The organism is Mesorhizobium sp. WSM4822, assembly GCF_055811155.1.
The window spans coordinates 1-18,481 of sequence record NZ_JBVVQM010000009.1 but is presented as its reverse complement, the minus strand read 5'-3'; the positions used below and the strand labels follow the sequence as shown (position 1 = coordinate 18,481).

The 18,481-nt window shown below is 64.1% G+C and carries 25 protein-coding genes; 7 read left to right on the top strand and 18 right to left on the bottom strand.

Annotation, left to right across the window (positions count from 1 at the left end; all coding sequences use genetic code 11):
* Positions 1 to 51: 51 nt before the first annotated feature.
* The gene (gene gcvA / locus AC0L3E_RS20725; protein WP_127272481.1) at positions 52 to 957 is read right to left on the bottom strand and encodes a transcriptional regulator GcvA; all 906 of its coding nucleotides are present in this window, start codon (positions 955 to 957) and stop codon (positions 52 to 54) included.
* A gap of 110 nt (positions 958 to 1,067) precedes the next feature.
* Here gcvA and AC0L3E_RS20720 point away from each other — a divergent pair, with 110 nt between their 5' ends.
* The gene (locus tag AC0L3E_RS20720) at positions 1,068 to 1,253 is read left to right on the top strand and encodes a hypothetical protein (RefSeq protein ID WP_473605521.1); all 186 of its coding nucleotides are present in this window, start codon (positions 1,068 to 1,070) and stop codon (positions 1,251 to 1,253) included.
* Positions 1,254 to 1,290: 37 nt separating this feature from the next.
* Here the strand turns inward: AC0L3E_RS20720 and AC0L3E_RS20715 are convergent, their stop codons facing one another.
* Positions 1,291 to 2,250: a sugar-binding transcriptional regulator gene (locus AC0L3E_RS20715; protein ID WP_127268413.1), complete on the bottom strand. Its 960-nt coding sequence runs from the start codon at positions 2,248 to 2,250 to the stop codon at positions 1,291 to 1,293.
* A 258-nt stretch (positions 2,251 to 2,508) separates the two neighbouring features.
* On the opposite strand from AC0L3E_RS20715, the gene AC0L3E_RS20710 reads away from it, so the two are divergent.
* Positions 2,509 to 3,141 (top strand): HAD family hydrolase, encoded by a 633-nt coding sequence (locus AC0L3E_RS20710; RefSeq protein ID WP_473605520.1) that lies wholly within the window; start codon positions 2,509 to 2,511, stop codon positions 3,139 to 3,141.
* A gap of 268 nt (positions 3,142 to 3,409) precedes the next feature.
* Here AC0L3E_RS20710 and AC0L3E_RS20705 read toward each other — a convergent pair whose 3' ends face one another.
* The 8 genes from AC0L3E_RS20705 to ureC form a co-directional block, all read right to left on the bottom strand.
* A complete protein-coding gene (locus AC0L3E_RS20705; protein ID WP_473605519.1) occupies positions 3,410 to 4,177 on the bottom strand; it encodes a class II aldolase and adducin N-terminal domain-containing protein in 768 nt (255 codons plus the stop codon).
* A gap of 82 nt (positions 4,178 to 4,259) precedes the next feature.
* Positions 4,260 to 4,904, bottom strand: a complete 645-nt coding sequence (gene ureG / locus AC0L3E_RS20700) for an urease accessory protein UreG (protein WP_473605518.1) — start codon at positions 4,902 to 4,904, stop codon at positions 4,260 to 4,262.
* Entirely contained in the window at positions 4,901 to 5,341 is a 441-nt protein-coding gene (locus AC0L3E_RS20695) for a DUF3995 domain-containing protein (protein ID WP_473605517.1), read from the bottom strand. The genes ureG and AC0L3E_RS20695 overlap by 4 nt, the downstream gene beginning before the upstream one ends.
* Positions 5,338 to 6,009, bottom strand: a complete 672-nt coding sequence (locus tag AC0L3E_RS20690) for an urease accessory protein UreF (RefSeq protein ID WP_473605516.1) — start codon at positions 6,007 to 6,009, stop codon at positions 5,338 to 5,340. The genes AC0L3E_RS20695 and AC0L3E_RS20690 overlap by 4 nt, the downstream gene beginning before the upstream one ends.
* Positions 6,002 to 6,595, bottom strand: a complete 594-nt coding sequence (gene ureE, locus AC0L3E_RS20685; protein ID WP_473605515.1) for an urease accessory protein UreE — start codon at positions 6,593 to 6,595, stop codon at positions 6,002 to 6,004. Before ureE ends, AC0L3E_RS20690 begins: the two co-directional genes overlap by 8 nt.
* Before the next feature lie 162 nt (positions 6,596 to 6,757).
* Complete coding sequence (locus tag AC0L3E_RS20680) at positions 6,758 to 7,351, bottom strand: hypothetical protein (RefSeq protein ID WP_473605514.1); 594 nt, start codon at positions 7,349 to 7,351, stop codon at positions 6,758 to 6,760.
* 34 nt (positions 7,352 to 7,385) lie between these two features.
* On the bottom strand, positions 7,386 to 7,820 hold the full coding sequence (locus AC0L3E_RS20675; RefSeq protein ID WP_473605513.1) for a hypothetical protein: 435 nt from the start codon (positions 7,818 to 7,820) through the stop codon (positions 7,386 to 7,388).
* Positions 7,821 to 7,852: 32 nt separating this feature from the next.
* Positions 7,853 to 9,565 carry an urease subunit alpha gene (gene ureC, locus AC0L3E_RS20670; RefSeq protein ID WP_128289909.1) on the bottom strand — a complete coding sequence of 571 codons (1,713 nt, stop codon included), beginning with the start codon at positions 9,563 to 9,565 and terminating at the stop codon, positions 7,853 to 7,855.
* A 167-nt stretch (positions 9,566 to 9,732) separates the two neighbouring features.
* Between ureC and AC0L3E_RS20665 the strand changes: the two genes are divergently transcribed.
* Positions 9,733 to 10,113 carry a hypothetical protein gene (locus tag AC0L3E_RS20665; protein WP_473605512.1) on the top strand — a complete coding sequence of 127 codons (381 nt, stop codon included), beginning with the start codon at positions 9,733 to 9,735 and terminating at the stop codon, positions 10,111 to 10,113.
* A 129-nt stretch (positions 10,114 to 10,242) separates the two neighbouring features.
* Positions 10,243 to 10,731 (top strand): hypothetical protein, encoded by a 489-nt coding sequence (locus AC0L3E_RS20660; protein WP_473605511.1) that lies wholly within the window; start codon positions 10,243 to 10,245, stop codon positions 10,729 to 10,731.
* A 20-nt stretch (positions 10,732 to 10,751) separates the two neighbouring features.
* On the opposite strand, the gene AC0L3E_RS20655 is transcribed toward AC0L3E_RS20660, so the two are convergent.
* From AC0L3E_RS20655 to AC0L3E_RS20635, 5 genes are read right to left on the bottom strand one after another with little or no spacing between them, the layout of a single operon-like run.
* A complete protein-coding gene (locus AC0L3E_RS20655; protein ID WP_027040029.1) occupies positions 10,752 to 11,057 on the bottom strand; it encodes an urease subunit beta in 306 nt (101 codons plus the stop codon).
* Positions 11,058 to 11,065: 8 nt separating this feature from the next.
* Positions 11,066 to 11,653, bottom strand: coding sequence for a HupE/UreJ family protein (locus AC0L3E_RS20650; RefSeq protein ID WP_128307769.1), 588 nt, complete (start codon positions 11,651 to 11,653; stop codon positions 11,066 to 11,068).
* Between the two features lie 33 nt (positions 11,654 to 11,686).
* Positions 11,687 to 11,941 carry a DUF1272 domain-containing protein gene (locus AC0L3E_RS20645; protein WP_127398226.1) on the bottom strand — a complete coding sequence of 85 codons (255 nt, stop codon included), beginning with the start codon at positions 11,939 to 11,941 and terminating at the stop codon, positions 11,687 to 11,689.
* A 10-nt stretch (positions 11,942 to 11,951) separates the two neighbouring features.
* Complete coding sequence (locus tag AC0L3E_RS20640) at positions 11,952 to 12,254, bottom strand: urease subunit gamma (protein WP_127269528.1); 303 nt, start codon at positions 12,252 to 12,254, stop codon at positions 11,952 to 11,954.
* A 28-nt stretch (positions 12,255 to 12,282) separates the two neighbouring features.
* Complete coding sequence (locus tag AC0L3E_RS20635; protein WP_473605510.1) at positions 12,283 to 13,122, bottom strand: urease accessory protein UreD; 840 nt, start codon at positions 13,120 to 13,122, stop codon at positions 12,283 to 12,285.
* A 222-nt stretch (positions 13,123 to 13,344) separates the two neighbouring features.
* Between AC0L3E_RS20635 and AC0L3E_RS20630 the strand changes: the two genes are divergently transcribed.
* The 3 genes from AC0L3E_RS20630 (at position 13,345) to AC0L3E_RS20620 (ending at position 15,678) form a co-directional block, all read left to right on the top strand.
* Complete coding sequence (locus AC0L3E_RS20630) at positions 13,345 to 13,599, top strand: acyl carrier protein (protein WP_013528393.1); 255 nt, start codon at positions 13,345 to 13,347, stop codon at positions 13,597 to 13,599.
* A 5-nt stretch (positions 13,600 to 13,604) separates the two neighbouring features.
* Positions 13,605 to 14,813: a beta-ketoacyl-[acyl-carrier-protein] synthase family protein gene (locus tag AC0L3E_RS20625; protein WP_473605509.1), complete on the top strand. Its 1,209-nt coding sequence runs from the start codon at positions 13,605 to 13,607 to the stop codon at positions 14,811 to 14,813.
* 160 nt (positions 14,814 to 14,973) lie between these two features.
* On the top strand, positions 14,974 to 15,678 hold the full coding sequence (locus AC0L3E_RS20620; protein ID WP_128307772.1) for a glutathione S-transferase N-terminal domain-containing protein: 705 nt from the start codon (positions 14,974 to 14,976) through the stop codon (positions 15,676 to 15,678).
* An 18-nt stretch (positions 15,679 to 15,696) separates the two neighbouring features.
* On the opposite strand, the gene AC0L3E_RS20615 is transcribed toward AC0L3E_RS20620, so the two are convergent.
* From AC0L3E_RS20615 to AC0L3E_RS20605, 3 genes are all read right to left on the bottom strand, one after another.
* A complete protein-coding gene (locus AC0L3E_RS20615; protein ID WP_128307773.1) occupies positions 15,697 to 16,044 on the bottom strand; it encodes a hypothetical protein in 348 nt (115 codons plus the stop codon).
* An 85-nt stretch (positions 16,045 to 16,129) separates the two neighbouring features.
* Positions 16,130 to 16,750: a nucleoside triphosphate hydrolase gene (locus AC0L3E_RS20610; protein WP_473605508.1), complete on the bottom strand. Its 621-nt coding sequence runs from the start codon at positions 16,748 to 16,750 to the stop codon at positions 16,130 to 16,132.
* Between the two features lie 353 nt (positions 16,751 to 17,103).
* Positions 17,104 to 18,204, bottom strand: a complete 1,101-nt coding sequence (locus AC0L3E_RS20605) for a hypothetical protein (RefSeq protein ID WP_473605507.1) — start codon at positions 18,202 to 18,204, stop codon at positions 17,104 to 17,106.
* Positions 18,205 to 18,481: the final 277 nt, after the last annotated feature.

Genomic DNA, 18,481 nt, shown 5'->3' with positions numbered 1-18,481 from the left:
GCAGCAGCGGATAGATCTGCGAGAACCAGGTGCAGCCCGAAAGCTTGCCGGTCAGCCGGCGATCTCGGCCAGCAGCCAGTCGCGGAAGGCACGGATCTTCGGCACGTTGCGGCGCGCTTCGGGGTAGACCAGCCAATAGGCATGGCCGTCGTCGCCAACCAGATCGAAAGGCTGGATCAGGCGCCCGTCGGCAAGTTCCGCCTTGAACAGCGCCCTGGTCAGGACCGCGACGCCATGACCGGCGATCGCCGCATTGGCCTCATAGGCCTGCGCGCCCATGCTGCTGCCGGGCCGCTTGGCAAGATCGTGTGAATGCACGCCGGCAGCCTCGAACCATTGCGTCCACCAGATGTCGCCGGGATCGAGGATCGGCAGCCGCAACAGGTCCGCCGGTTCCCTGACGCCGCCGATGGTCGCTGCGAGTTTCGGGCTCAGCATCGGCGTGAAGTCGGCATCGAGCAGCTTGTGCGCCTCCAGGCCCGGCCATTTGCCGCCGCCCGAGCGGATCGCGATATCGGTATCCTCGCGGGCAAAGTCGGTCAGGCGGCTCGACGTTTCGAGCCGCACCGCCAGCGCTGGATGGGCGATCTGGAACGACCCCAGCCGGTGCGCGAGCCAGTTCGAGGCGAATGTCAGCACCGTCGTGACGCATAGCAAGCCGTCGGCCCCGCCACGCGCCGCGGCATAGGCCTGGCCGAGAATGGCAAAGGCCTCGCTGACCGCCGGCGCGAGGCGCTGTCCAGCCTCGGTGAGTGCGATCTGGCGCGGTCGTCGCAGGAACAGCGGCGCGCCGACCCGTTCCTCCAGCACCTTGATCTGATAGCTGACCGCCGCTTGCGTCATGGCAAGTTCGCTGGCGGCCTTGGTGAAGGAAAGATGCCGCGCCACCGCTTCGAACACCCGGATCGCCTGCAGCGGCGGAAGCTGTGCAACCTGCCGAGAGCTGAGGTCCGGCATAAAGCCTCCTTATGGGTCCTTATCGACGTTCGATTGGCAAAGACTGCCGTCAAGACCGACATTCCCAGTCAACCCGTCATTCGGGTTCAGGATAGCGAAGGTTGACGATCATGACCATGGCGCAGCAAAAATGCACTCCCGCACCGGATCACCGCCGGTTTTCGTGGCTGACGGAGGGATTCGGCTGGTTCGCGGCCAAAAGACGAGCACATCTCGACATCAGGGACCTGTCGCCGCATCTGCAGCGCGATCTCGGTTTTCTCGATGGCAATGACCCTTTCGGGCGGCACAGCTAGCGCGGCTGGTTTTATCGCAAATCAGGTGTGGTTCCGGTCAGATGTTGGCCAGCAGGGCGGCGGCGGTCCGTTCATCGGTGATGAGGCCGTTGATCAGCCGCCGGTTCGCGGCCGCCAGGATGCCTGGCAGCTTTCGTTCGCCCATGGCCAGTGCGATGACCAGTGATTTCTCGCGTGACGGAAGCGACGCCGACGACACCCGGTCGTTGGTGATGCCCTCGATCATGCGGCCCTCCCTGTCGAATACCCAGCCGACGATCTCGGCGATGCCGCCGGCCTTCTGCAGCGCCTTCAATTCGCTCTCCGAAATGAAGCCGTCTTCGTAGAGCGGCGCCTTGGGGCCGAGATCGCCGATGCCGATGAAGGTGACGTCGGCCTCGGCGGCAAGCGCAAGCGTCGGCTGGATCATCGGCTGGTTGAGCAGCATCTCGCGCTCCTCCGGCGACGAGGCGATGACCGGCAGCGGCATCGGGAACGAGCGCGCCTTGACCCTGTCGGCCATGGTGAAGATGACGTTGTAGAAGGCTGCCGAGCCGTCCGGCGAGATGTTGCCGGTCAACGACACCACCTTGTGCTGCGGGCATTCCATCGGCGGCAACTGCTCGATCGCCGCCTTCAGCGTGCGCCCGGTGCCGATCGCCATGACGATCGGGGTCGGTGACCGCAGCCGCCGCTCGATCTCGGCGGCAGCCGCCTCGGCGATGCCGATCGTGGTCGAGGACGAATTGGGGTCGCTCGGCACCACCTCGACCAGATCGAGCGCAAAGCGCGATCTCAGCCGTGCCGCCAGATCGAGGCAGTTGGCGATCGGATGGTCGACGCGAACCTTGATCAAGCCCTCCGACACCGCCAGCGACACCAGCCGCTGCGCCGTTTGCCGCGAAATGCCAAGCGTCGAAGCGATCTGGTCCTGTGTGTTGCCGGCAACATAATAAAGCCAGCCGGCGCGCGCCGCATCGTCCAGCCTGTTGCTGCCACCATCCTGCCGGCTATTCAAGGTCCTGCCTCCCGAGACCGCCGGTCATGAGAGCGGCCCATGCCCACTTTCGCAGGGAACGGCCTGCTGCGCAATTGTCAATCTCGGGAGCAATTGCTTGCTATTCATCAACGTAAGCGCGGCCCAGTTTTTCTTCTCCCACGAGGTCTCTGTCGCCAAAGAGACTTGGCCGCGGTCCCGGCAGGCGGCAGGTTCTTGCGCTCCGAAGGTTTATCTCCCGGCTCAAACCCTTTAAGGGATGGCAAAAAGGAGCCTCGCATGATGCCGAAAGCGGTTTTCTGGGACATGGACGGCACGCTGGTCGACAGCGAACCGCTGCACGAAGCAGCCCTGATGGCGGCGATGCGCAATGTCGGCCTTGTCCCGCCGGACGATCTGCATGAGCGCGTGCTCGGCGTTGCCGCCTGGCCGGTCTACGAGATGATGCGCGACGAGTTCGGCCTGGACCTGCCTTTCGACGACTGGATCGTGCGCAAATACGAACATTATCTGCCGTTGGTCGAGGGGCTGAAGCCGCGCCCCGGCGCGATCGAGATCTTCAACGAGCTGCGTGCAAGAGGCATCCAGCAGGCCGTGGTCTCGAATTCGGACCGGATGATCGTCGACGCCAATCTGAGCATGGTCGGCCTGATCTACCCCGGCATGAAGACGATCAGCCGCAACGATGTGCGCGAAGGCAAGCCGCATGCCGAGCCGTTCCTGCGCGCCGCCTATCTGGCCGATGTCGACCCTGCGCACGCCGTGGCGATCGACGACAGCTGGCCGGGCGCCATGGCGGGACTGGCGGCGGGCATGAAGACGATCTTCTGGCCGGAAAAGCCGATGGAGGGCCCGCCCGGCGCCGTCGTCATCAACAGCGCCGAGGAATTGCGGTCAGAACTGGGGCTTTAAGCTTGGGGAAAGTGGGTGGCTCTTCCTGCGACGTCGATGATTGGCGAAACCGGCGAATAAGAGCGTCCTTCTCCCCGTCACTATACGGGGAGAAGTGCCCGGCAGGGCGATGAGGGGCGGCGCCGCGATTGACAATGAAGGCGCTTTCCATGGCGTATTGAGATCACGGTCAGGCCGAGTTTTGGTTCGTCCCACACTTTCGGGGCTTGCGCCGCCCCTCATCCGCCTGCCGGCACCTTCTCCCCGTATAGTGACGGGGAGAAGGGTCTCAATTCCGGTAGGCCGGTTCCTGCTCGTCGAGGATCGCCTTCAACTCGCTGAGATGGCGTTCGGCCTGGCCGGGATAGTCATCCATCTCGCTCGCCGCCTTTTCGGCGATCGCATCGGAAAGCGTGCGCAGCGGGCGGCCGGTCCACAGCGCCTTGATGTAGGTCTCGGCGGCGCGTTCGAAATAGAACATGCGGTTGAAGGCATCGGCGACCGTGTCGCCGATGACCTGCACGCCGTGATTGCCCATCACCATCACCTTGACCTTGGGATCGACGAGAAGCTGCGAGCAGCGCTCGCCCTCCTCCTCGAAGGCCAGCCCGCCATAATGCGCGTCCACGACATGGCGATTGAAGAACATCGCTGAATTCTGGTCGATCGGCGGCAGTGTCGAGTCAGCGAGCGATGCCAGCACCGTGGCGTGGATCGAATGGACATGCATGACACAGCGCGCGTGGCGCACATTGCGATGGATGGCGCCATGCAGTCCCCACGCCGTCGGGTCGGGCGCATTGGGGCCGGAGAGCGTTTCTGGATCGTTGGCATCGATCATCAGAAGGTCGCTCGCCTTGATGCGCGAGAAATGCACCTGGTTGGGGTTCATCAGGAACTGTGTGCCGTCGTCATTGACGGCCAGCGAGAAATGATTGGCGACCGCCTCGTGCATATTGAGCCGTGCCGTCCAGCGGAAGGCGCAGGCGAGATCGACGCGCTCCTCATAGAAGGGCAGGTTGGTCAGCGTTTCCTTTTGCAGGCGGGCGATGCTCATCCTAAAATCCTCCGGTTTCGGCAAGAATGCCGTGGCCAGTCGATCCCCGCAACCGGTTTTGGTTGGTGCAGGGATAGCTGTCTCACGCCGCCGTGCTGGCAGCGGCAGCGCCGGCTCGCAGGCCGCCATGCTCGATGATGAAATCGATCACCTCCTGCAGCCCCTTGCTGCGCGACAGGTCGGTGAAGCCAAACGGCCGTCTTCCGCGCATGCGGCCGGCGTCGCTCTCCATGACATCCAGGTTGACGTTCACGTAAGGAGCAAGATCGCTCTTGTTGATCACCAGGAAATCGGAGCGGGTGATCGCCGGCCCGCCCTTGCGCGGAATCTCCTCGCCCTGGCAAACCGAGATGACATAGAGCGTCAGGTCGGCGAGGTCGGGCGAGAAGGTCGCGGCAAGATTGTCGCCGCCGGATTCGATGAAGACGATGTCGAGATCCGGAAACTTTCGGTTCATCTCGGCGATTGCCTGCAGATTGATCGACGCATCCTCGCGGATGGCGGTGTGCGGGCAGCCGCCGGTCTCGACACCCATGATGCGGTCCTCGGGCAGCGCCTGCAGCCGCGCCAGCATCATGGCGTCTTCCTTGGTGTAGATGTCGTTGGTGACGACGGCGATGGAAAACTCGTCGCGCAGCGCCTTGCACAGCTTTTCGGTCAGCGTCGTCTTGCCCGAACCGACCGGGCCGCCAATGCCGACGCGCAGCGGGCCATTTGTCTGTGTCATGTCGGAAACTCCGTGATGGCGAGGATGGCAAAGCTGAGCCCGATCAGCAGGCACAGCGGCGAGTAATAGCGCAGGTCGAGCCGCGCGAAAGGTTGTTCCGGCGCCAGCCGCCGCCACCATGGCGTGAAGCCGGCTATGCCGCGACCCAGGAACACCAGGCCGATGAGCAGCGAAGTGGCGGCGAGGCCTTCCCGGGGAAAGGGCGAGGCAAAGACGCCCATGAGCGCCAGCGGCCATAGTGTCGCGAGGCAGAGACACGCGGCAACGGCGAAACTGGCGAACGGCGTCGGCATCTCATCGACGCCGCGAAAGCCGACCACGGCGCGAGCGCAAGAGGCCGCATCCTTGCCCGGCCAGATGCCGCCAAGGCCCCAATAAACATGCAGCGCGGTGATCAGCAGCAGCACAAGGGAGAGCGCGAAGGCGAGAAAAATCATGAGCGGAACAGTCGCGAATACTGGGTTTCATGCTTCATCGCCATGACATCGGAGACGAAGGCACAGCCGCCGAGATCGTCCAATGTCGAGCGCGCGGCGCGGCTTGCGGTCACCAGCGCCAGCGGCTCGAAGCCGGCTAACAAGGTGGTCGCGCCGCTCTGGCCGACGATGCCAAGCCGGATCGCTGCCTGCACGAGGTTGGAGAAGAAGGTTTGCAGGAAGGCCGACAGTGCGTCCTGAAGCACGATGCCGTTGCCGCCGGCAATGGCGCCGACGGCGACGCAATAGGCGCATTCGGCCGGCAAGCGCGCCAGCACCGGATTAGGCCAGGCCGCCGCCGCTTTGAGGAAGGCCGCACCCTGCAGCATGGTTTCGGTATGGCGTTCGCGCGAGCCGGCGAGCGCCTCGGCGAGTGCCGCCACTTCATCGAGATCACCGGCGTGGCGTGCGCGGCGCCAGCTCTCGGCAAACAGCACGGCATCGTTCCAGCCCGAACCGATCTCGACAAGCGTTTCCAGCCAGTCGGCAAGGCTTTCGGCATCGGCAACCAGCCCGTCATGCGCCGCGCGTTCGAGGCCATGGCTGTAGGAAAAGCCGCCGACCGGAAAGGCAGGCGACAGCCACGCCATCAGCCGCAGCAGGGCGATATTCGAAGGCTGGTCAGTCATGGTTGTGGTGATGGCCGGCGTGACTGTGCGAATGGGAATGCGCTTCGTCATGAGAATGGCTGTGCGCTTCGGCGTGGCTATGCGCATGCGCATGGCCGTGATCGTGGCTTGGCCCGCCATGCCCGGAGTAGGCGCCGCGCACCGGCTTGAACGGTTCGGAAACGTCGGCCACCGTGGCGCCCAGCCCCTCCAGCATCGCCTTGATAACATGGTCGCGCAGGATGAGGATGCGCCCGGCCTCGATGCTTGCTGCGAGATGACGGTTGCCGATGTGCCAGGCGAGTTCGGCCAGATGCACGCCGTCGCGGGCGCGGATGTCATAGACCTCTTCCGCCGCCGCGACGACCTCGACATGGCCGCCATCCTCCAGCACCAGCCGGTCGCCATCGTTCAAGGCGACGGGTTCGGGCAGGTCGACCAGCACCTTGCTGCCGTCGGCAAGCTCGATGGCGCGGCGGCGCAGATGCCGCTCGTCATGGGCGAGAATGGCCCGGCCCAACGATAGGGTGGTTCCGGCATTGCCGGCGGACAGTACGGAGACGGCGCGCGGGAATTTGGTGAAGTCGGTGTTGAGGTTGAGCTTCATTTCATGGATCCCCCATTTGCTTGCGCCCGTGCACGGGCGGGCCGTGCCAGCACGCGGTCGAAATAGGCGTTGACGCGCGGCTGACCCGGGATCCGCGCGATCCGACGGCCTTGTACATGTCGAACCCTGCCTTTCCCCAACAAGCTAGACCATCGCGTTCGTTCAGACGATGGTGTCGAAGAGCCGCAGGATGAACGATATCTGGTAGATAAGCGCCGCCGTGACGAAGGCGATGTGGAAGCGGCGATCGCGCACCAGGATCGCGACGATACACAGCGCAACGAAGACCGGCGTGCGGAACAGATACTCGCTGCCGAAGCGGGCGAAATGCTCTGGCCCTTTCAGCAGCGTGTCGATCACGTCGAGCAGGTAGGTCGCAGCCAGCAGGCCGAAGAACCAAGCACGGCGCGAATAGAAGAAATCCTCGTAGCTGGTGTAGTCCAGCATCGAATCGGGAAACAAAAGCGCGCACAGCAGGAACAGCGTGATCGCGTAGAAGATGATGAACAAATATTTGCCGAAGGTCCAGGTTTCGATGGCGTAGAGGCCGAACTCCCACCACCAGAAATGCACCAGCATCAGGAGCACCGAGACGACCCAGGCCAGATGCACGGGATAGAGCTTGTACTGGCCGGGATGCTGGACGATGCGCGCCACCCCCGACAGCAGGCGGGCGACGCCAAGCCCGATCACCATGCCCATGACGATGCGGATATGCGGGAAAATGTCGTGGGGGGAGGCGATTTCGGTGGTCATTCGTGTGCCTTACCAGCTGCTTCGACAATTTCGGCTAATCATACCAAAGCCACAGCTTTCGGTAGCCGGCCGGAACTTCAATCTGCTCGGCGGGCAGGTGATCAACATCTCCCTCCCAGGTTTCGTCCGGCTCAAAGCCTGAGGGCAGCCAGCCAATGACATGTTCTTCGGCGGCACGCGTTGTGATGACGACCTTGTCGGAGAATGGCCATTCTCCATCGTCACATTGCACGATCGCTATCCGGACGTCGTGGACTTCAGACCTTTTCCGTATCGCCTGAAAGGCGGCTAGAACCGTATCATTGTCTGGCGCTTCAGCACTGTTGCACAGCAATCCGGCTCCGCCTTCAGCCCCATCGAAATATTCTTCCAATGTCACAAGTGGCATGGCGAGCGGAGCGACGCCGCCATTGTATTTTTGCACTGCGCCCATTCTCGAAATTAAAGCCAGTTTCTTTTGCTCGTCCATGATGCGTCCGATATTTCTCGGGAACGCCAATCCTAGAAGAGAAAATATCTTTGCGCCATCGGCAGCACCGTTGCCGGCTCGCAGGTGAGCAATTCACCATCGGCCCGGACCTCGTAGGTTTCGGGATCGACCTCGACATGCGGCGTGGCGTCGTTGAGCACCATCGAATGCTTGCCGATGCCGCCACGGGTGTTTTCGACGGCGACGAACTGCTTGTCGACGCCGAGCCTGCCGTGCAGGCCTGATTCGAGCGCGGCTTTCGAAACGAAGGTCACCGACGAGTTGGTCCTGGCCTTGCCATAGGCGCCAAACATCGGCCGGTAGTGCATCGGCTGCGGCGTCGGGATCGAGGCGTTGGGGTCGCCCATCGGTGCTGCGGCGATCATGCCGCCGATCAGCACCATGTCCGGCTTGACGCCGAAGAAGGCCGGGTTCCACAGCACCAGGTCGGCGCGCTTGCCGACCGCGATCGAGCCGATGTCTTTCGACAGCCCATGCGCGATGGCCGGGTTGATCGTGTATTTGGCGATGTAGCGGCGGACGCGGAAATTGTCGTTGTTGCCGGTCTCCTGCGGCAGCGAGCCGCGCTGGCGCTTCATCTTGTCGGCGGTCTGCCAGGTGCGGATCGCGACTTCGCCGACACGGCCCATGGCCTGCGAATCCGACGAGATGATCGAGAAGGCGCCGATGTCGTGCAAAATGTCTTCCGCCGCGATGGTCTCCTTGCGGATGCGGCTTTCGGCAAAGGCGATGTCCTCAGGGATCGACGGCGACAAATGATGGCAGACCATCAGCATGTCGAGATGCTCGGCCAGCGTGTTGACCGTGTAGGGCCGCGTCGGGTTGGTCGAGGACGGGATGACGTTGGGCAGGCCGCAGACCTTGATGATGTCAGGTGCGTGGCCGCCGCCGGCACCCTCGGTGTGGAAGGCATGAATGGTGCGGCCTTTGATGGCGGCGACCGTGTTCTCGACAAAGCCGGATTCGTTCAGCGTATCGGTATGGATCATCACCTGCACGTCGTAGTCGTCGGCGACCGACAGGCAGCAATCGATGGCCGCCGGCGTCGTGCCCCAGTCTTCGTGCAGCTTCAGCGAGCAGGCGCCGCCCAGCACCATTTCCTCAAGCGCGGCGGGCAGGGAGGCATTGCCCTTGCCCGACAGGCCGATGTTCATCGGGAAGGCATCGAAGGACTGGATCATGCGGGCCATGTGCCATGGTCCCGGCGTACAGGTGGTGGCCAGCGTGCCGTGCGCCGGACCGGTGCCGCCGCCGAGCATGGTGGTGATGCCTGACATCAGCGCTTCCTCGATCTGCTGCGGGCAGATGAAGTGGATATGCGCGTCGAAGCCGCCTGCCGTCAGGATCTTGCCTTCGCCGGCGATGATCTCGGTGCCCGGACCGATGATGATGGTGACACCGTCCTGGGTGTCCGGATTGCCGGCCTTGCCGATGGCCGCGATACGGCCGTCGCGAAGCCCGATATCGGCCTTGAAGATGCCGGCGCTGGCGTCCACCACCAGCGCGTTGGTGATCACGGTATCGACGGCGCCTTGCGCCCTGGAAACCTGGCTCTGGCCCATGCCGTCACGGATTACCTTGCCGCCGCCGAATTTCACCTCTTCGCCATGGATGGTGAGATCCTTCTCGACCTCGATGAACAGTTCGGTGTCGGCAAGGCGCACTTTGTCGCCGACCGTCGGGCCATACATCTGCGCATAGGCGGCGCGGGTAATTCTGGCCATCAGCGATTGCTCCTGAAATGCGGTTGGATTGAAGCGGTGCTGCACATTGCTGCCATCCTATGGTCACGCAATGACCCGCTGGGCGACACCTTCTGATCCCATTTGGCGGTTGAGGTTAGGGGGTCACCCCAGACCGACCGTTTGCCAATCGATGGAAAGGAAAATCCATGCGCAAAACGATAGTTCTTGCCGCCGCTGCCAGCCTGCTGGCTGGCGCCGCCAGTGCCCAGCAGCAACCCGCGCCACAGCCCGCTCCGGCGCCGGCAACGCCTGCTCCAGCCACACCTCAAGCTCAGCCGGCGGTGCCGACGATCCAGAGCGTCAACATCGTCGACATCACGGAGCTGCCAAAGGACACCCAGACGCAGGTCAACCAGGTGATCGCCCAGCGCGGCGATGACGGCTTGAAGAAACTGCGCAGCTCGATCGACGCCACGCCCAAGGTGAAGTCGGCGCTGGAGGCCAAGGGAATGACCTCGGCGCAGGTGGTCGCGGCCAGTATGGAACCCAATGGCGCACTGACCCTGATCACCAAGAAGGCGAGCTGACGAGACGGCACGGCGGGCCGGCATTCGGCCTGCCGGCCGGATAGGGAAAGGAACCTTCGCCGGGCCGGATTCGTTTTGTTCTTTTCGCGCTAACCCGCGTCCCGAAACGACTTCTCTCAGGAGCGAGCGATGGCGATCACTTCTTTCTCGATCAGAATGCAGGCAGTCGCCGCCACGGCGTTCCTGGCGGCTGCTGGTCCTGCTACCGGATTGAAGGCGCAAGGGCTCGAAAGCACGGAGACCGTCAACCGCATCGTCGGCTCGCAGGTCAAGCAGGAAGAGGCCAAGGCCACCGCTGAGGCCCGCAGCGTCAACACGGCGATCGACCGCACGCGTGAAAACATCGGTACGGTGCGCAAGACGTCCAAGCTCGACAAGGTCGACATCGTGTTCCTCACCGATGCCGCGCGCAGCGAAGGCGGCCCGCCACCGGAGATCGAAAGCAAGGTCAAGCAGCATCAGGACGACATCACCGAGCTGCGCAAGGAGATCGAGGCCAACGCGCTGCTGTTCAACGCCATCGAATCGCGGCGCGTGCAGGCGCAGGATGTCCTTGCCGTCGAATTCGGCGATCCCGGAAAGATCGTCATCTACGCCGCGGCCAAGCCATCGAACTGAGCTGAGCGCGCCGGAAGATCTCACAGCTTGCCCATCACCTTCTGCTGAAATCCGTAGACCTCGCGTTTGCCGCCGAGCGGCACCAGCGTGACGTCGCGCTCCTGGCCCGGCTCGAAACGCATCGCCGTGCCCGCGGCAATGTCGAGACGCATGCCCCTGGCGCGCTCGCGGTCGAATTTCAGCCCCTCATTGGTCTCGAAGAAATGGTAGTGGCTACCGACCTGGATCGGCCGGTCGCCGCTGTTGGCGACTTTCAGGGTGACGGTCGGCAGGCCCTTGTTGAGCTCGATGTCGCCGCCCACCGTGATGATTTCACCAGGGATCATGGTCGCCCTCACACGATGCCGAAGGCGAGACCGATGCCGATCGCCGCACAGGCGGCACCGGCAGCACGGGCCACTCCACGGAACCGGATGCCGAGACTGAGACCGGCAGCGATGCCGGCGGCATGCAGCAACAGCGTGGCGATGGCAAAGCCGGCCATGTATTCAAGCCCGCCGGCATTCTCCGGCACCTCGGTGCCATGCGCGTGGCCGTGGAAAAGTGCGAACAGGCCGATGATGGCGACCCCGGCCGAGACCGGCAGATCGATCGCCAGCGCCACCAGCAGCCCGAGCGTCACGACCGATGCCAGTATGCCCGGTTCGACGAAGGGCAGCGGCATGTGCAGCATGCCGAGCGCGCCGCCGACCAGTATGACGCAGACAAAGGCCGCCGGCCAGGCAAGAACCGCCTTGCCGCCCTTGAGCGCCGCCCACAGCCCGACCGCGACCATCACCGTCATATGATCGAGCCCGGAAAGCGGGTGCATGAAGCCGGCCGTGAAGGAGGAGGCCGTGCCGATGCCGACATGAGCATAGGCCGGCATGGCAGCGGCCAGCAGCAGGATCGCCGACAGGCAGAGGCGTTTGGCAGGGATCATTCTATTTGCCTTTCGTTTTGCTCGGTCTGGTGTTTACGCCGCCTTGCTGGGACCGCAGCCTTCAGCCTTGAGAACGCGTTTGCTCGACGCCGGATATTTCTTCAGCATCGCTGGCGGGCGGATCGGCCGCGCCGAAAAACCACCGCCGCAATTGGGGCAGATGCCGCCCAACACCTGTTCCACGCATCCGGCGCAAAAGGTGCACTCGAAGGTGCAGATCAGCGCATCCGTCGCCTCCGGCGGCAGGTCCTTGTCGCAGCATTCGCAGTTGGGACGCAGCTCCAGCATCCTGTCCTCCTCAACGGATCGGTTCGTGCACGGTCACCAGCTTGGTGCCGTCGGGAAAAGTCGCCTCGACCTGCACGTCATGGATCATCTCGGCGATGCCTTCCATGACTTGCGCGCGGCTGACGATATGAGCGCCGGCTTCCATCAGTTCGGCGACCGGACGGCCGTCGCGGGCGCCTTCTACGACGAAGTCGGTGATCAGCGCGATCGCTTCCGGATGGTTGAGCTTGACGCCGCGTTCGAGCCGCTTGCGCGCCACGATCGCTGCCATGGCGATCAGCAGCTTGTCCTTTTCCCTCGGCGTCAGGTTCATGCGTTTCCCTGGATTGGTAGAGACAGGCCTAGAGTGACCATAATTTGGGCAACCCCGCCCTTCCGTTAAGCAATTCGACGAGTGGAACCAGCCGCTGGCGCAGCCGGTAGCCGTCCCCGGCGTAGAGCCTCGCAAGAAGCTTGCCAGATTTCTTCACGCTCCAGACGCTGGCGCTGCCGTGGTCGCCGACGATCTCCAGAACCCGGTCGAGCAGGGCCTCGGCGCGTGGCGACACCAGAAGCAGCGTCGCCACCGCGATCGCGCCGCCGGCAACCGCCGGGCGGTCGAGCGTAGCGGCGATATCGGGTCCGATGCGGAAATCCTCGGCATGAATGAGGGCGCCATCCTGGCGCACACGCCAGCGGTCATGGAAGTTGCCCTGCGTGGCGCGCTCGCCCATCGCCAGGCGGCCGAAGACGGCGGCTTCCAGCACCAGCGCCTCGGCGCCGACGGCAAGCTCGACGTCGAGCGTGCGGGCAAAGGCCGCCCGGTCGAAGACGATGGTTTCCTGCGGCAGCCAGGCGATGCGGCCATTTTCGCCGACCGACAAATTGACCCGCACTTCGGCACGGTTGGATGCCGCCCGGTAGATCTTCTCGCAGGCCTGGGTGGTGATCGATGCCGAAGCGGTCGCGCCGACATCCACCTCCCAGGCGATACGGTCGCCGCCGGTCATCCCGCCGGCGGTGTTGATCAGCACCGCTTCGAGCGGATCGGTCGAGACGGCCGGCATTCTTATCTTGGCGGCGCCGTCCTGATAGAGGCGCCGCAGGCGCGTGCGGCCCTCACTGAGCGCGCAGGAAAGCCGCGCGACGCCCGCAACGCGCTGCGTCGAAATCCCGTCAAGTTCGCCGCTAGGTTCGCCCATATCCATGCCTGCACGTTAAGCACTCCGTCGGCTTTGTCGATATGGAGTTCGATATAGCTTGTTGCTTGACAACGTTTCGGTTTCTATAGAGGGAACCACCTTGGTACGGTCATGCTGCGCTTGGCGGGGGTAGTAAACGACGACGGCGGCTTGATACCAGGAGAAAAAGGGGCGCTGCTCAGTTGGCGTCGGGAAACGTCGAGATAGTGGGGAAGGAACCGAATGGCCGACCAGCTGGCAACGGATATCATCGCGAAGATCAAGGCTCATGCCGAGCCGGGCGGCGAAGAAATCACCACCACCACCGAATTGACCTCGCTTGGCATCCATTCGCTCGAGCTGACGGAGATTATCTTCGATCTTGAGGAAGAGTATGGCATCGAGATCGAGATGAACACGGTCGACGCCTGGAGCAATCTGAAGAATGTCGGCGACATGGTCGAAGCTGTGCGCGCGCTGATCGCGAAAAAAGCCTGAACTGAATGCGGCAGCGCGTTGTCATCACCGGCATGGGCGGCATTTGCGGGCTCGGCACCAGCGCGCCCGCGATCTGGAACGAGATGCGCGCCGGCCGCTCGGCCATCGGCCAGATCACAAGTCCCCAACTGCATGATTTGAAGGTCAAGGTCGGCTGCGAAATCAAGGCGCTTCCCGATCACGGAATCGACCGCAAGCAGACCGTGTCGATGGACCGCTTCAGCCTGCTGGCGACCATCGCAGCCAGGGAAGCCATGCAGCAGGCCGGCCTGGTTTCGAACGAGAACACCACCTATCGGATGGGCACCGTCGTCGGTGTCGGCGTCTGTGGCTGGGAGGCGATCGAAGAGAGCTATCGCGCCATCCTGGTCGAGGGCAAGAACCGCGCCGGTATCTTCACCGTGCCAAAGGTCATGCCAAGTGCGGCCTCCGGCCATGTCAGCATGAATCTGGGTCTGCGCGGGCCGGTCTTCGGCGTCACCTCTGCCTGCTCCTCCTCCAACCACGCCATCGCCTCGGCCGTCGACCAGATCAGGCTTGGCCGCGCCGATGTGATGGTCGCCGGCGGCACCGATGCGCCGCTGGTCTGGGGCATCCTGAAGGGCTGGGAAGCATTGCGCGTGCTGGCGCCCGACACCTGCCGGCCATTCTCGGCCGACCGCCAGGGCCTGTCGCTCGGCGAGGGGGCCGGCATGGCGGTCCTGGAAACCTACGAGCATGCCATGGCGCGCGGCGCCACCATCCTTGCCGAGGTCGCCGGCGCCGGCCTCTCCGCCGATGCCTCCGACATTGTCGCGCCGACCGTCGAAGGGCCGACGGCGGCCATGCGCGCCTGCCTGGCCGATGCCGGCTTCAATCCCGAGGATGTCGACTACCTCAATGCCCATGGCACCGGCACCAAGGCCAACGACCAGATCGAGACGGCAGCGATCAAGCGCGTCTTCGGCGACCATGCCTACAAGCTTTCGGTGTCGTCGACCAAATCGATGCACGCCCATTGCCTCGGCGCATCGGGGGCGCTGGAGATGATCGCCTGCGTGATGGCGATCCGCGAAGGCATCGTGCCGCCGACGGCCAATTTTCGCGAGGCCGATCCCGATTGCGACCTCGACGTCACGCCGAACGTGCCGCGAGAGCGCAAGGTGCGCGCCGCGATCAGCAACGGCTTCGCGTTCGGCGGCACCAATGCCGTGCTGGCCTTCAAGGCCGTCTGATCTAAGGGGCGCGCGATCTGCCCCAGGCAGACCATTCCGTTGACTGTTCGTGCACGACGAAACCTTCACCGCCATATTGATCGTGCCGTGCGCCGCGTCTAATCCTTGGCCGACCCGCCAAGACCGCGCCGCTCGGCGCGATCCCCATTCAGGAGTTTCCATGGCAGACCTGTCCGCCTTTCCGATCGCAACGCGTTGGCCGGCCAAGCATCCGGACCAGCTCCAGCTCTATTCGGCGACAACGCCGAACGGCGTGAAGATATCGATCGCCCTGGAGGAGCTCGGCCTGCCCTATGAGCCGCATCTGGTCAACATCGGCAAGAACGAAAGCTGGACACCGGAATTCCTGTCGCTCAACCCCAACGGCAAGATACCGGCGATCATCGATCCGAACGGTCCGGACGGCAAGCCGATCGGCCTGTTCGAATCCGGCGCCATCCTGCTCTACCTCGCTGAAAAGACCGGCCTGCTTATGCCTGTGGACGCCGCGCGCCGCTACGAGACCATCCAGTGGGTGTTCTTCCAGATGGCGTCGGTCGGGCCGATGTTCGGCCAGGTCGGCTTCTTCCACAAATTCGCCGGTCGCGAGATCGCCGACAAACGCCCGCTGGAGCGTTATCGCGACGAGTCAAAGCGACTGCTCGGTGTGCTCGACGGCAGGCTGAAGGGGCGCAAGTGGATCATGGGCAATGACTACACCATCGCCGACATCTCGCTGCTCGGCTGGGTGCGCAACCTGATCGGTTTCTACGAAGCGCGCGAACTCGTCGGCTTCGACGATTTCGTCAGTGTCTCGACATGGCTGGAGCGCGGCCTGGCGCGGCCGGCGGTGCAGAAAGGCCTGACCATCCCCGCCAAGGGATAGCCAGCCTCCGAAGCGCGGCTATTTGGCCTTCGCTTTGGCCTTCGAACCGCCTTTGCCCATGACGGAAGCGGCGAGCGACGCAGCACCTCGGGCGGCGACCATGACCGCGCCGGCAGCGACGTTGGCCGTCGCCTTGGCCGTGCGCATCGCACTGCCGCTCAGGGAGTCGCTGGAACTCGCGGGCTTCTTCGGCTTTGCGGCTTTCGGCGCGGCTTTCGCTGCGGTCGGCACCACTTTCTTCGGCGCTGCCTTGCCGAAGGTCGGCTTGGCGTCCTTCGAACGGGCTGTCATCGCCGGGCCGGCGCCGGCCTTGGATTGGGTCGCCTTGCCCTTGGCGGGCGCGGGCTTTCTTGCCTTGATTGCCATTGGACCGAATCCCTCTTTTGGCACAATTGCCGTGTCGGGATAACGGCCTGAAAGTCTTAAGGTTCCCCTTGCGCAATCCGTCGAATCAAGCGGAACGGCCGATCACAAGATCGGCAGCCCGGCGCCGCGCGAGCACGCGCTCGATGTTGGGCAGATCGTTGGACGCGATCCAGGCGCGCGCATCTTCATCGGAGCGGCCATGTCCGTGCCAGCGCTCCATCAGGCGGCGCTCGAGCTCGTTGCGCGGCACGTCGACGAAGATCGAGAAATCGAACAGCGGCGCCAGCCGCGACCATGGCTCTTCGTCGAGCAGCAGATAGTTGCCCTCGACCAGGATGAACTTGGTTTGCGTGGCGACGATCGAAGCAGCGGCGCGTGACAGTTCCATGCTGCGGTCGAAGACCGGGATGGCGATGTCGGGTTCGCCGGCACGGATACGCTTCAGCAGGGCCTCAAACCCGGCAAAGTCGAAGGTTTCCGGCGCGCCCTTGCGCGCGCGCAGGCCGCGCCGCTCGAGCACTGCGTCGTCATAGTGGAAGCCGTCCATCGGCACGACTTCCGAAGCACCTTCGGGCAGCAGTTCATGCAGCCTTGCCGACAGCGTCGACTTGCCGGAGCCTGGTGGACCGGCAATGGCGACGATGAAGCGCTTTGCCTTGCCGGCGCGTTTGAAGATGGTGGCGGCGAGATGGGCGATTTCGGACATGAGAGCCTCTCCGGCCTGGATGATCGGCACGATAATTTCCGCTGTATCTTGTCGGCAGTTGGCGGAAATTTCAAATCGGGGTTTGAGCTATTGGAGGCGGTCTTTTGCCAAAGTTGGCGCCGCCCCTCATCGCCCTGCCGGGCACTTCTCCCCGTATAGTGACGGGGAGAAGGGGCCAGCCGCAATCTCGGCGCCTACTCTGTAACGCTGGTAGTTGGCGAAATCGGTGATGAGAGCACCCCTCTCCCCGTCACTATACGGGGAGAGGGTGCCGGCAGGCAGGTGAGGGGCGGCGCCAACTTTGGCAATTGATGGGAACCCTTGAACGAACAGAAGTCAACTGTGCTGTTCGTTCAGGCAGCCACAGGCTGCCCAATACGCAGGAAATCGCTGTCGAAGGGAACCTCCCGCGCCGCGCCGCCCGTCACCAGTCGTATGCGGCCATCCGCCGTGGTAACCGCTTGCGGTGGCTCGCCGCCAGATAGCGGCATGGCGCCGATGACATGGCGAAAGGAAACGCTTTGGCTTTCGCCCAGCGCAAAGGCGGTCGCTACCCCTTCGCGCCTCAGCCAGTTGTCGCCGATCGAGGCGGCATGGCCGACGGCGGCGCGGCCATCCTCGATGCCGAGCACGCCCAGGTGGCGGCCGCTCCACGGCGCGTAGTCGCGCCCGCCATTGCTGAACCACAGCATGGTGATAGGCAGTTCGGCCGGGTTCTTCAGCACCAGCACCAGATCGTCCTCGGCCTGGCGCGCCAGTGCCGTCCAGCCCGGCCCCGCATGATCGGCCTCGACCAGGGTGATAAAATCCTCGCGCAGGTCGCCCATGCGGTATTCCGTCAGGTCGAACGTGCCGCCGCCGGCGGCGGGAAAACGGCCGAGATCGGCGGATCGTGCCGGATAGGCCAGCAGGAAGCGGCCGCGTGCGGGATCCGGCTCCAGTGGGTCGTCAAGCGTCGCGGCAAACCGTTTCGGTGAAAAGGCCAGCCTGCCGCCGCCGGTCATTGCCGTCATAGGGTGATGGGCGACCGAAATCGCACCCTGGCCACCGGAAAACTTATGCTCCTGGTAGAGGAAGGGATGGCCGTCGCGCAGCGTCAGGATCTTGTCGACCGAAGCGCCCATCACCTTGTGCCGCAGGCGGTAGACGGCTCGCCAGCCATCCCCTGTAGCAGCACTATCGACCACATCCCAGGCGCTGTTGGCCGGCCAGCCATGCAGCGGCGCCTCCTCGACATCGCTGCGCGAAAACGGCGCGCAGAGAAAATCGCCGGACAGCCGAACCGTACCTTCCGGCAGATTGTCCGGCAGCGTCTCGCCCGCATCGACCCAGGGCGCGCGATGCAGCGGCTTCAGCTGCCGCCCGCCGCCCTCGACGACCATATCGGCGATATGGCCGACCGTGAGGTCGAGCGAAACCGAAATGCCCCGGGCCTTGATGGTGTGGATGGTCATCGCGCTCTCACCGATTCTTCAGGCGCAAACTGGCCTGTTCGGCGGCACTTGCGCAAGCACTGCGACAGGCATTTTGCATCAGCGCCCTTTCACCCTCCCCCTTGTGGGGAGGGTCGGCGAGCGGCCGGAGCGAAGCGGAGATCGTTCGACGGGGTGGGGGTCTGGCGCCGGCGTGGGGGGGGCCCCCCCCCCCCCCGCGCGGGGGGGCCCGCCCCCCCCCCCCCGGGGGGGGGGGGGGGGGGGGGGGGGGGGGGGGGGGGGGGGGGGGGGGGGGGGG

Coding starts and splice junctions, on each gene's coding strand:
- gcvA (WP_127272481.1), bottom strand. CDS start 957: ATGCCGGACCTCAGCTCTCGGCAGGTTGCACAGCTTCCGCCGCTGCAG.
- AC0L3E_RS20720 (WP_473605521.1), top strand. CDS start 1,068: ATGACCATGGCGCAGCAAAAATGCACTCCCGCACCGGATCACCGCCGG.
- AC0L3E_RS20710 (WP_473605520.1), top strand. CDS start 2,509: ATGATGCCGAAAGCGGTTTTCTGGGACATGGACGGCACGCTGGTCGAC.
- AC0L3E_RS20705 (WP_473605519.1), bottom strand. CDS start 4,177: ATGAGCATCGCCCGCCTGCAAAAGGAAACGCTGACCAACCTGCCCTTC.
- ureG (WP_473605518.1), bottom strand. CDS start 4,904: ATGACACAGACAAATGGCCCGCTGCGCGTCGGCATTGGCGGCCCGGTC.
- AC0L3E_RS20695 (WP_473605517.1), bottom strand. CDS start 5,341: ATGATTTTTCTCGCCTTCGCGCTCTCCCTTGTGCTGCTGCTGATCACC.
- AC0L3E_RS20690 (WP_473605516.1), bottom strand. CDS start 6,009: ATGACTGACCAGCCTTCGAATATCGCCCTGCTGCGGCTGATGGCGTGG.
- ureE (WP_473605515.1), bottom strand. CDS start 6,595: ATGAAGCTCAACCTCAACACCGACTTCACCAAATTCCCGCGCGCCGTC.
- AC0L3E_RS20680 (WP_473605514.1), bottom strand. CDS start 7,351: ATGACCACCGAAATCGCCTCCCCCCACGACATTTTCCCGCATATCCGC.
- AC0L3E_RS20675 (WP_473605513.1), bottom strand. CDS start 7,820: ATGGACGAGCAAAAGAAACTGGCTTTAATTTCGAGAATGGGCGCAGTG.
- ureC (WP_128289909.1), bottom strand. CDS start 9,565: ATGGCCAGAATTACCCGCGCCGCCTATGCGCAGATGTATGGCCCGACG.
- AC0L3E_RS20665 (WP_473605512.1), top strand. CDS start 9,733: ATGCGCAAAACGATAGTTCTTGCCGCCGCTGCCAGCCTGCTGGCTGGC.
- AC0L3E_RS20660 (WP_473605511.1), top strand. CDS start 10,243: ATGGCGATCACTTCTTTCTCGATCAGAATGCAGGCAGTCGCCGCCACG.
- AC0L3E_RS20655 (WP_027040029.1), bottom strand. CDS start 11,057: ATGATCCCTGGTGAAATCATCACGGTGGGCGGCGACATCGAGCTCAAC.
- AC0L3E_RS20650 (WP_128307769.1), bottom strand. CDS start 11,653: ATGATCCCTGCCAAACGCCTCTGCCTGTCGGCGATCCTGCTGCTGGCC.
- AC0L3E_RS20645 (WP_127398226.1), bottom strand. CDS start 11,941: ATGCTGGAGCTGCGTCCCAACTGCGAATGCTGCGACAAGGACCTGCCG.
- AC0L3E_RS20640 (WP_127269528.1), bottom strand. CDS start 12,254: ATGAACCTGACGCCGAGGGAAAAGGACAAGCTGCTGATCGCCATGGCA.
- AC0L3E_RS20635 (WP_473605510.1), bottom strand. CDS start 13,122: ATGGGCGAACCTAGCGGCGAACTTGACGGGATTTCGACGCAGCGCGTT.
- AC0L3E_RS20630 (WP_013528393.1), top strand. CDS start 13,345: ATGGCCGACCAGCTGGCAACGGATATCATCGCGAAGATCAAGGCTCAT.
- AC0L3E_RS20625 (WP_473605509.1), top strand. CDS start 13,605: ATGCGGCAGCGCGTTGTCATCACCGGCATGGGCGGCATTTGCGGGCTC.
- AC0L3E_RS20620 (WP_128307772.1), top strand. CDS start 14,974: ATGGCAGACCTGTCCGCCTTTCCGATCGCAACGCGTTGGCCGGCCAAG.
- AC0L3E_RS20615 (WP_128307773.1), bottom strand. CDS start 16,044: ATGGCAATCAAGGCAAGAAAGCCCGCGCCCGCCAAGGGCAAGGCGACC.
- AC0L3E_RS20610 (WP_473605508.1), bottom strand. CDS start 16,750: ATGTCCGAAATCGCCCATCTCGCCGCCACCATCTTCAAACGCGCCGGC.
- AC0L3E_RS20605 (WP_473605507.1), bottom strand. CDS start 18,204: ATGACCATCCACACCATCAAGGCCCGGGGCATTTCGGTTTCGCTCGAC.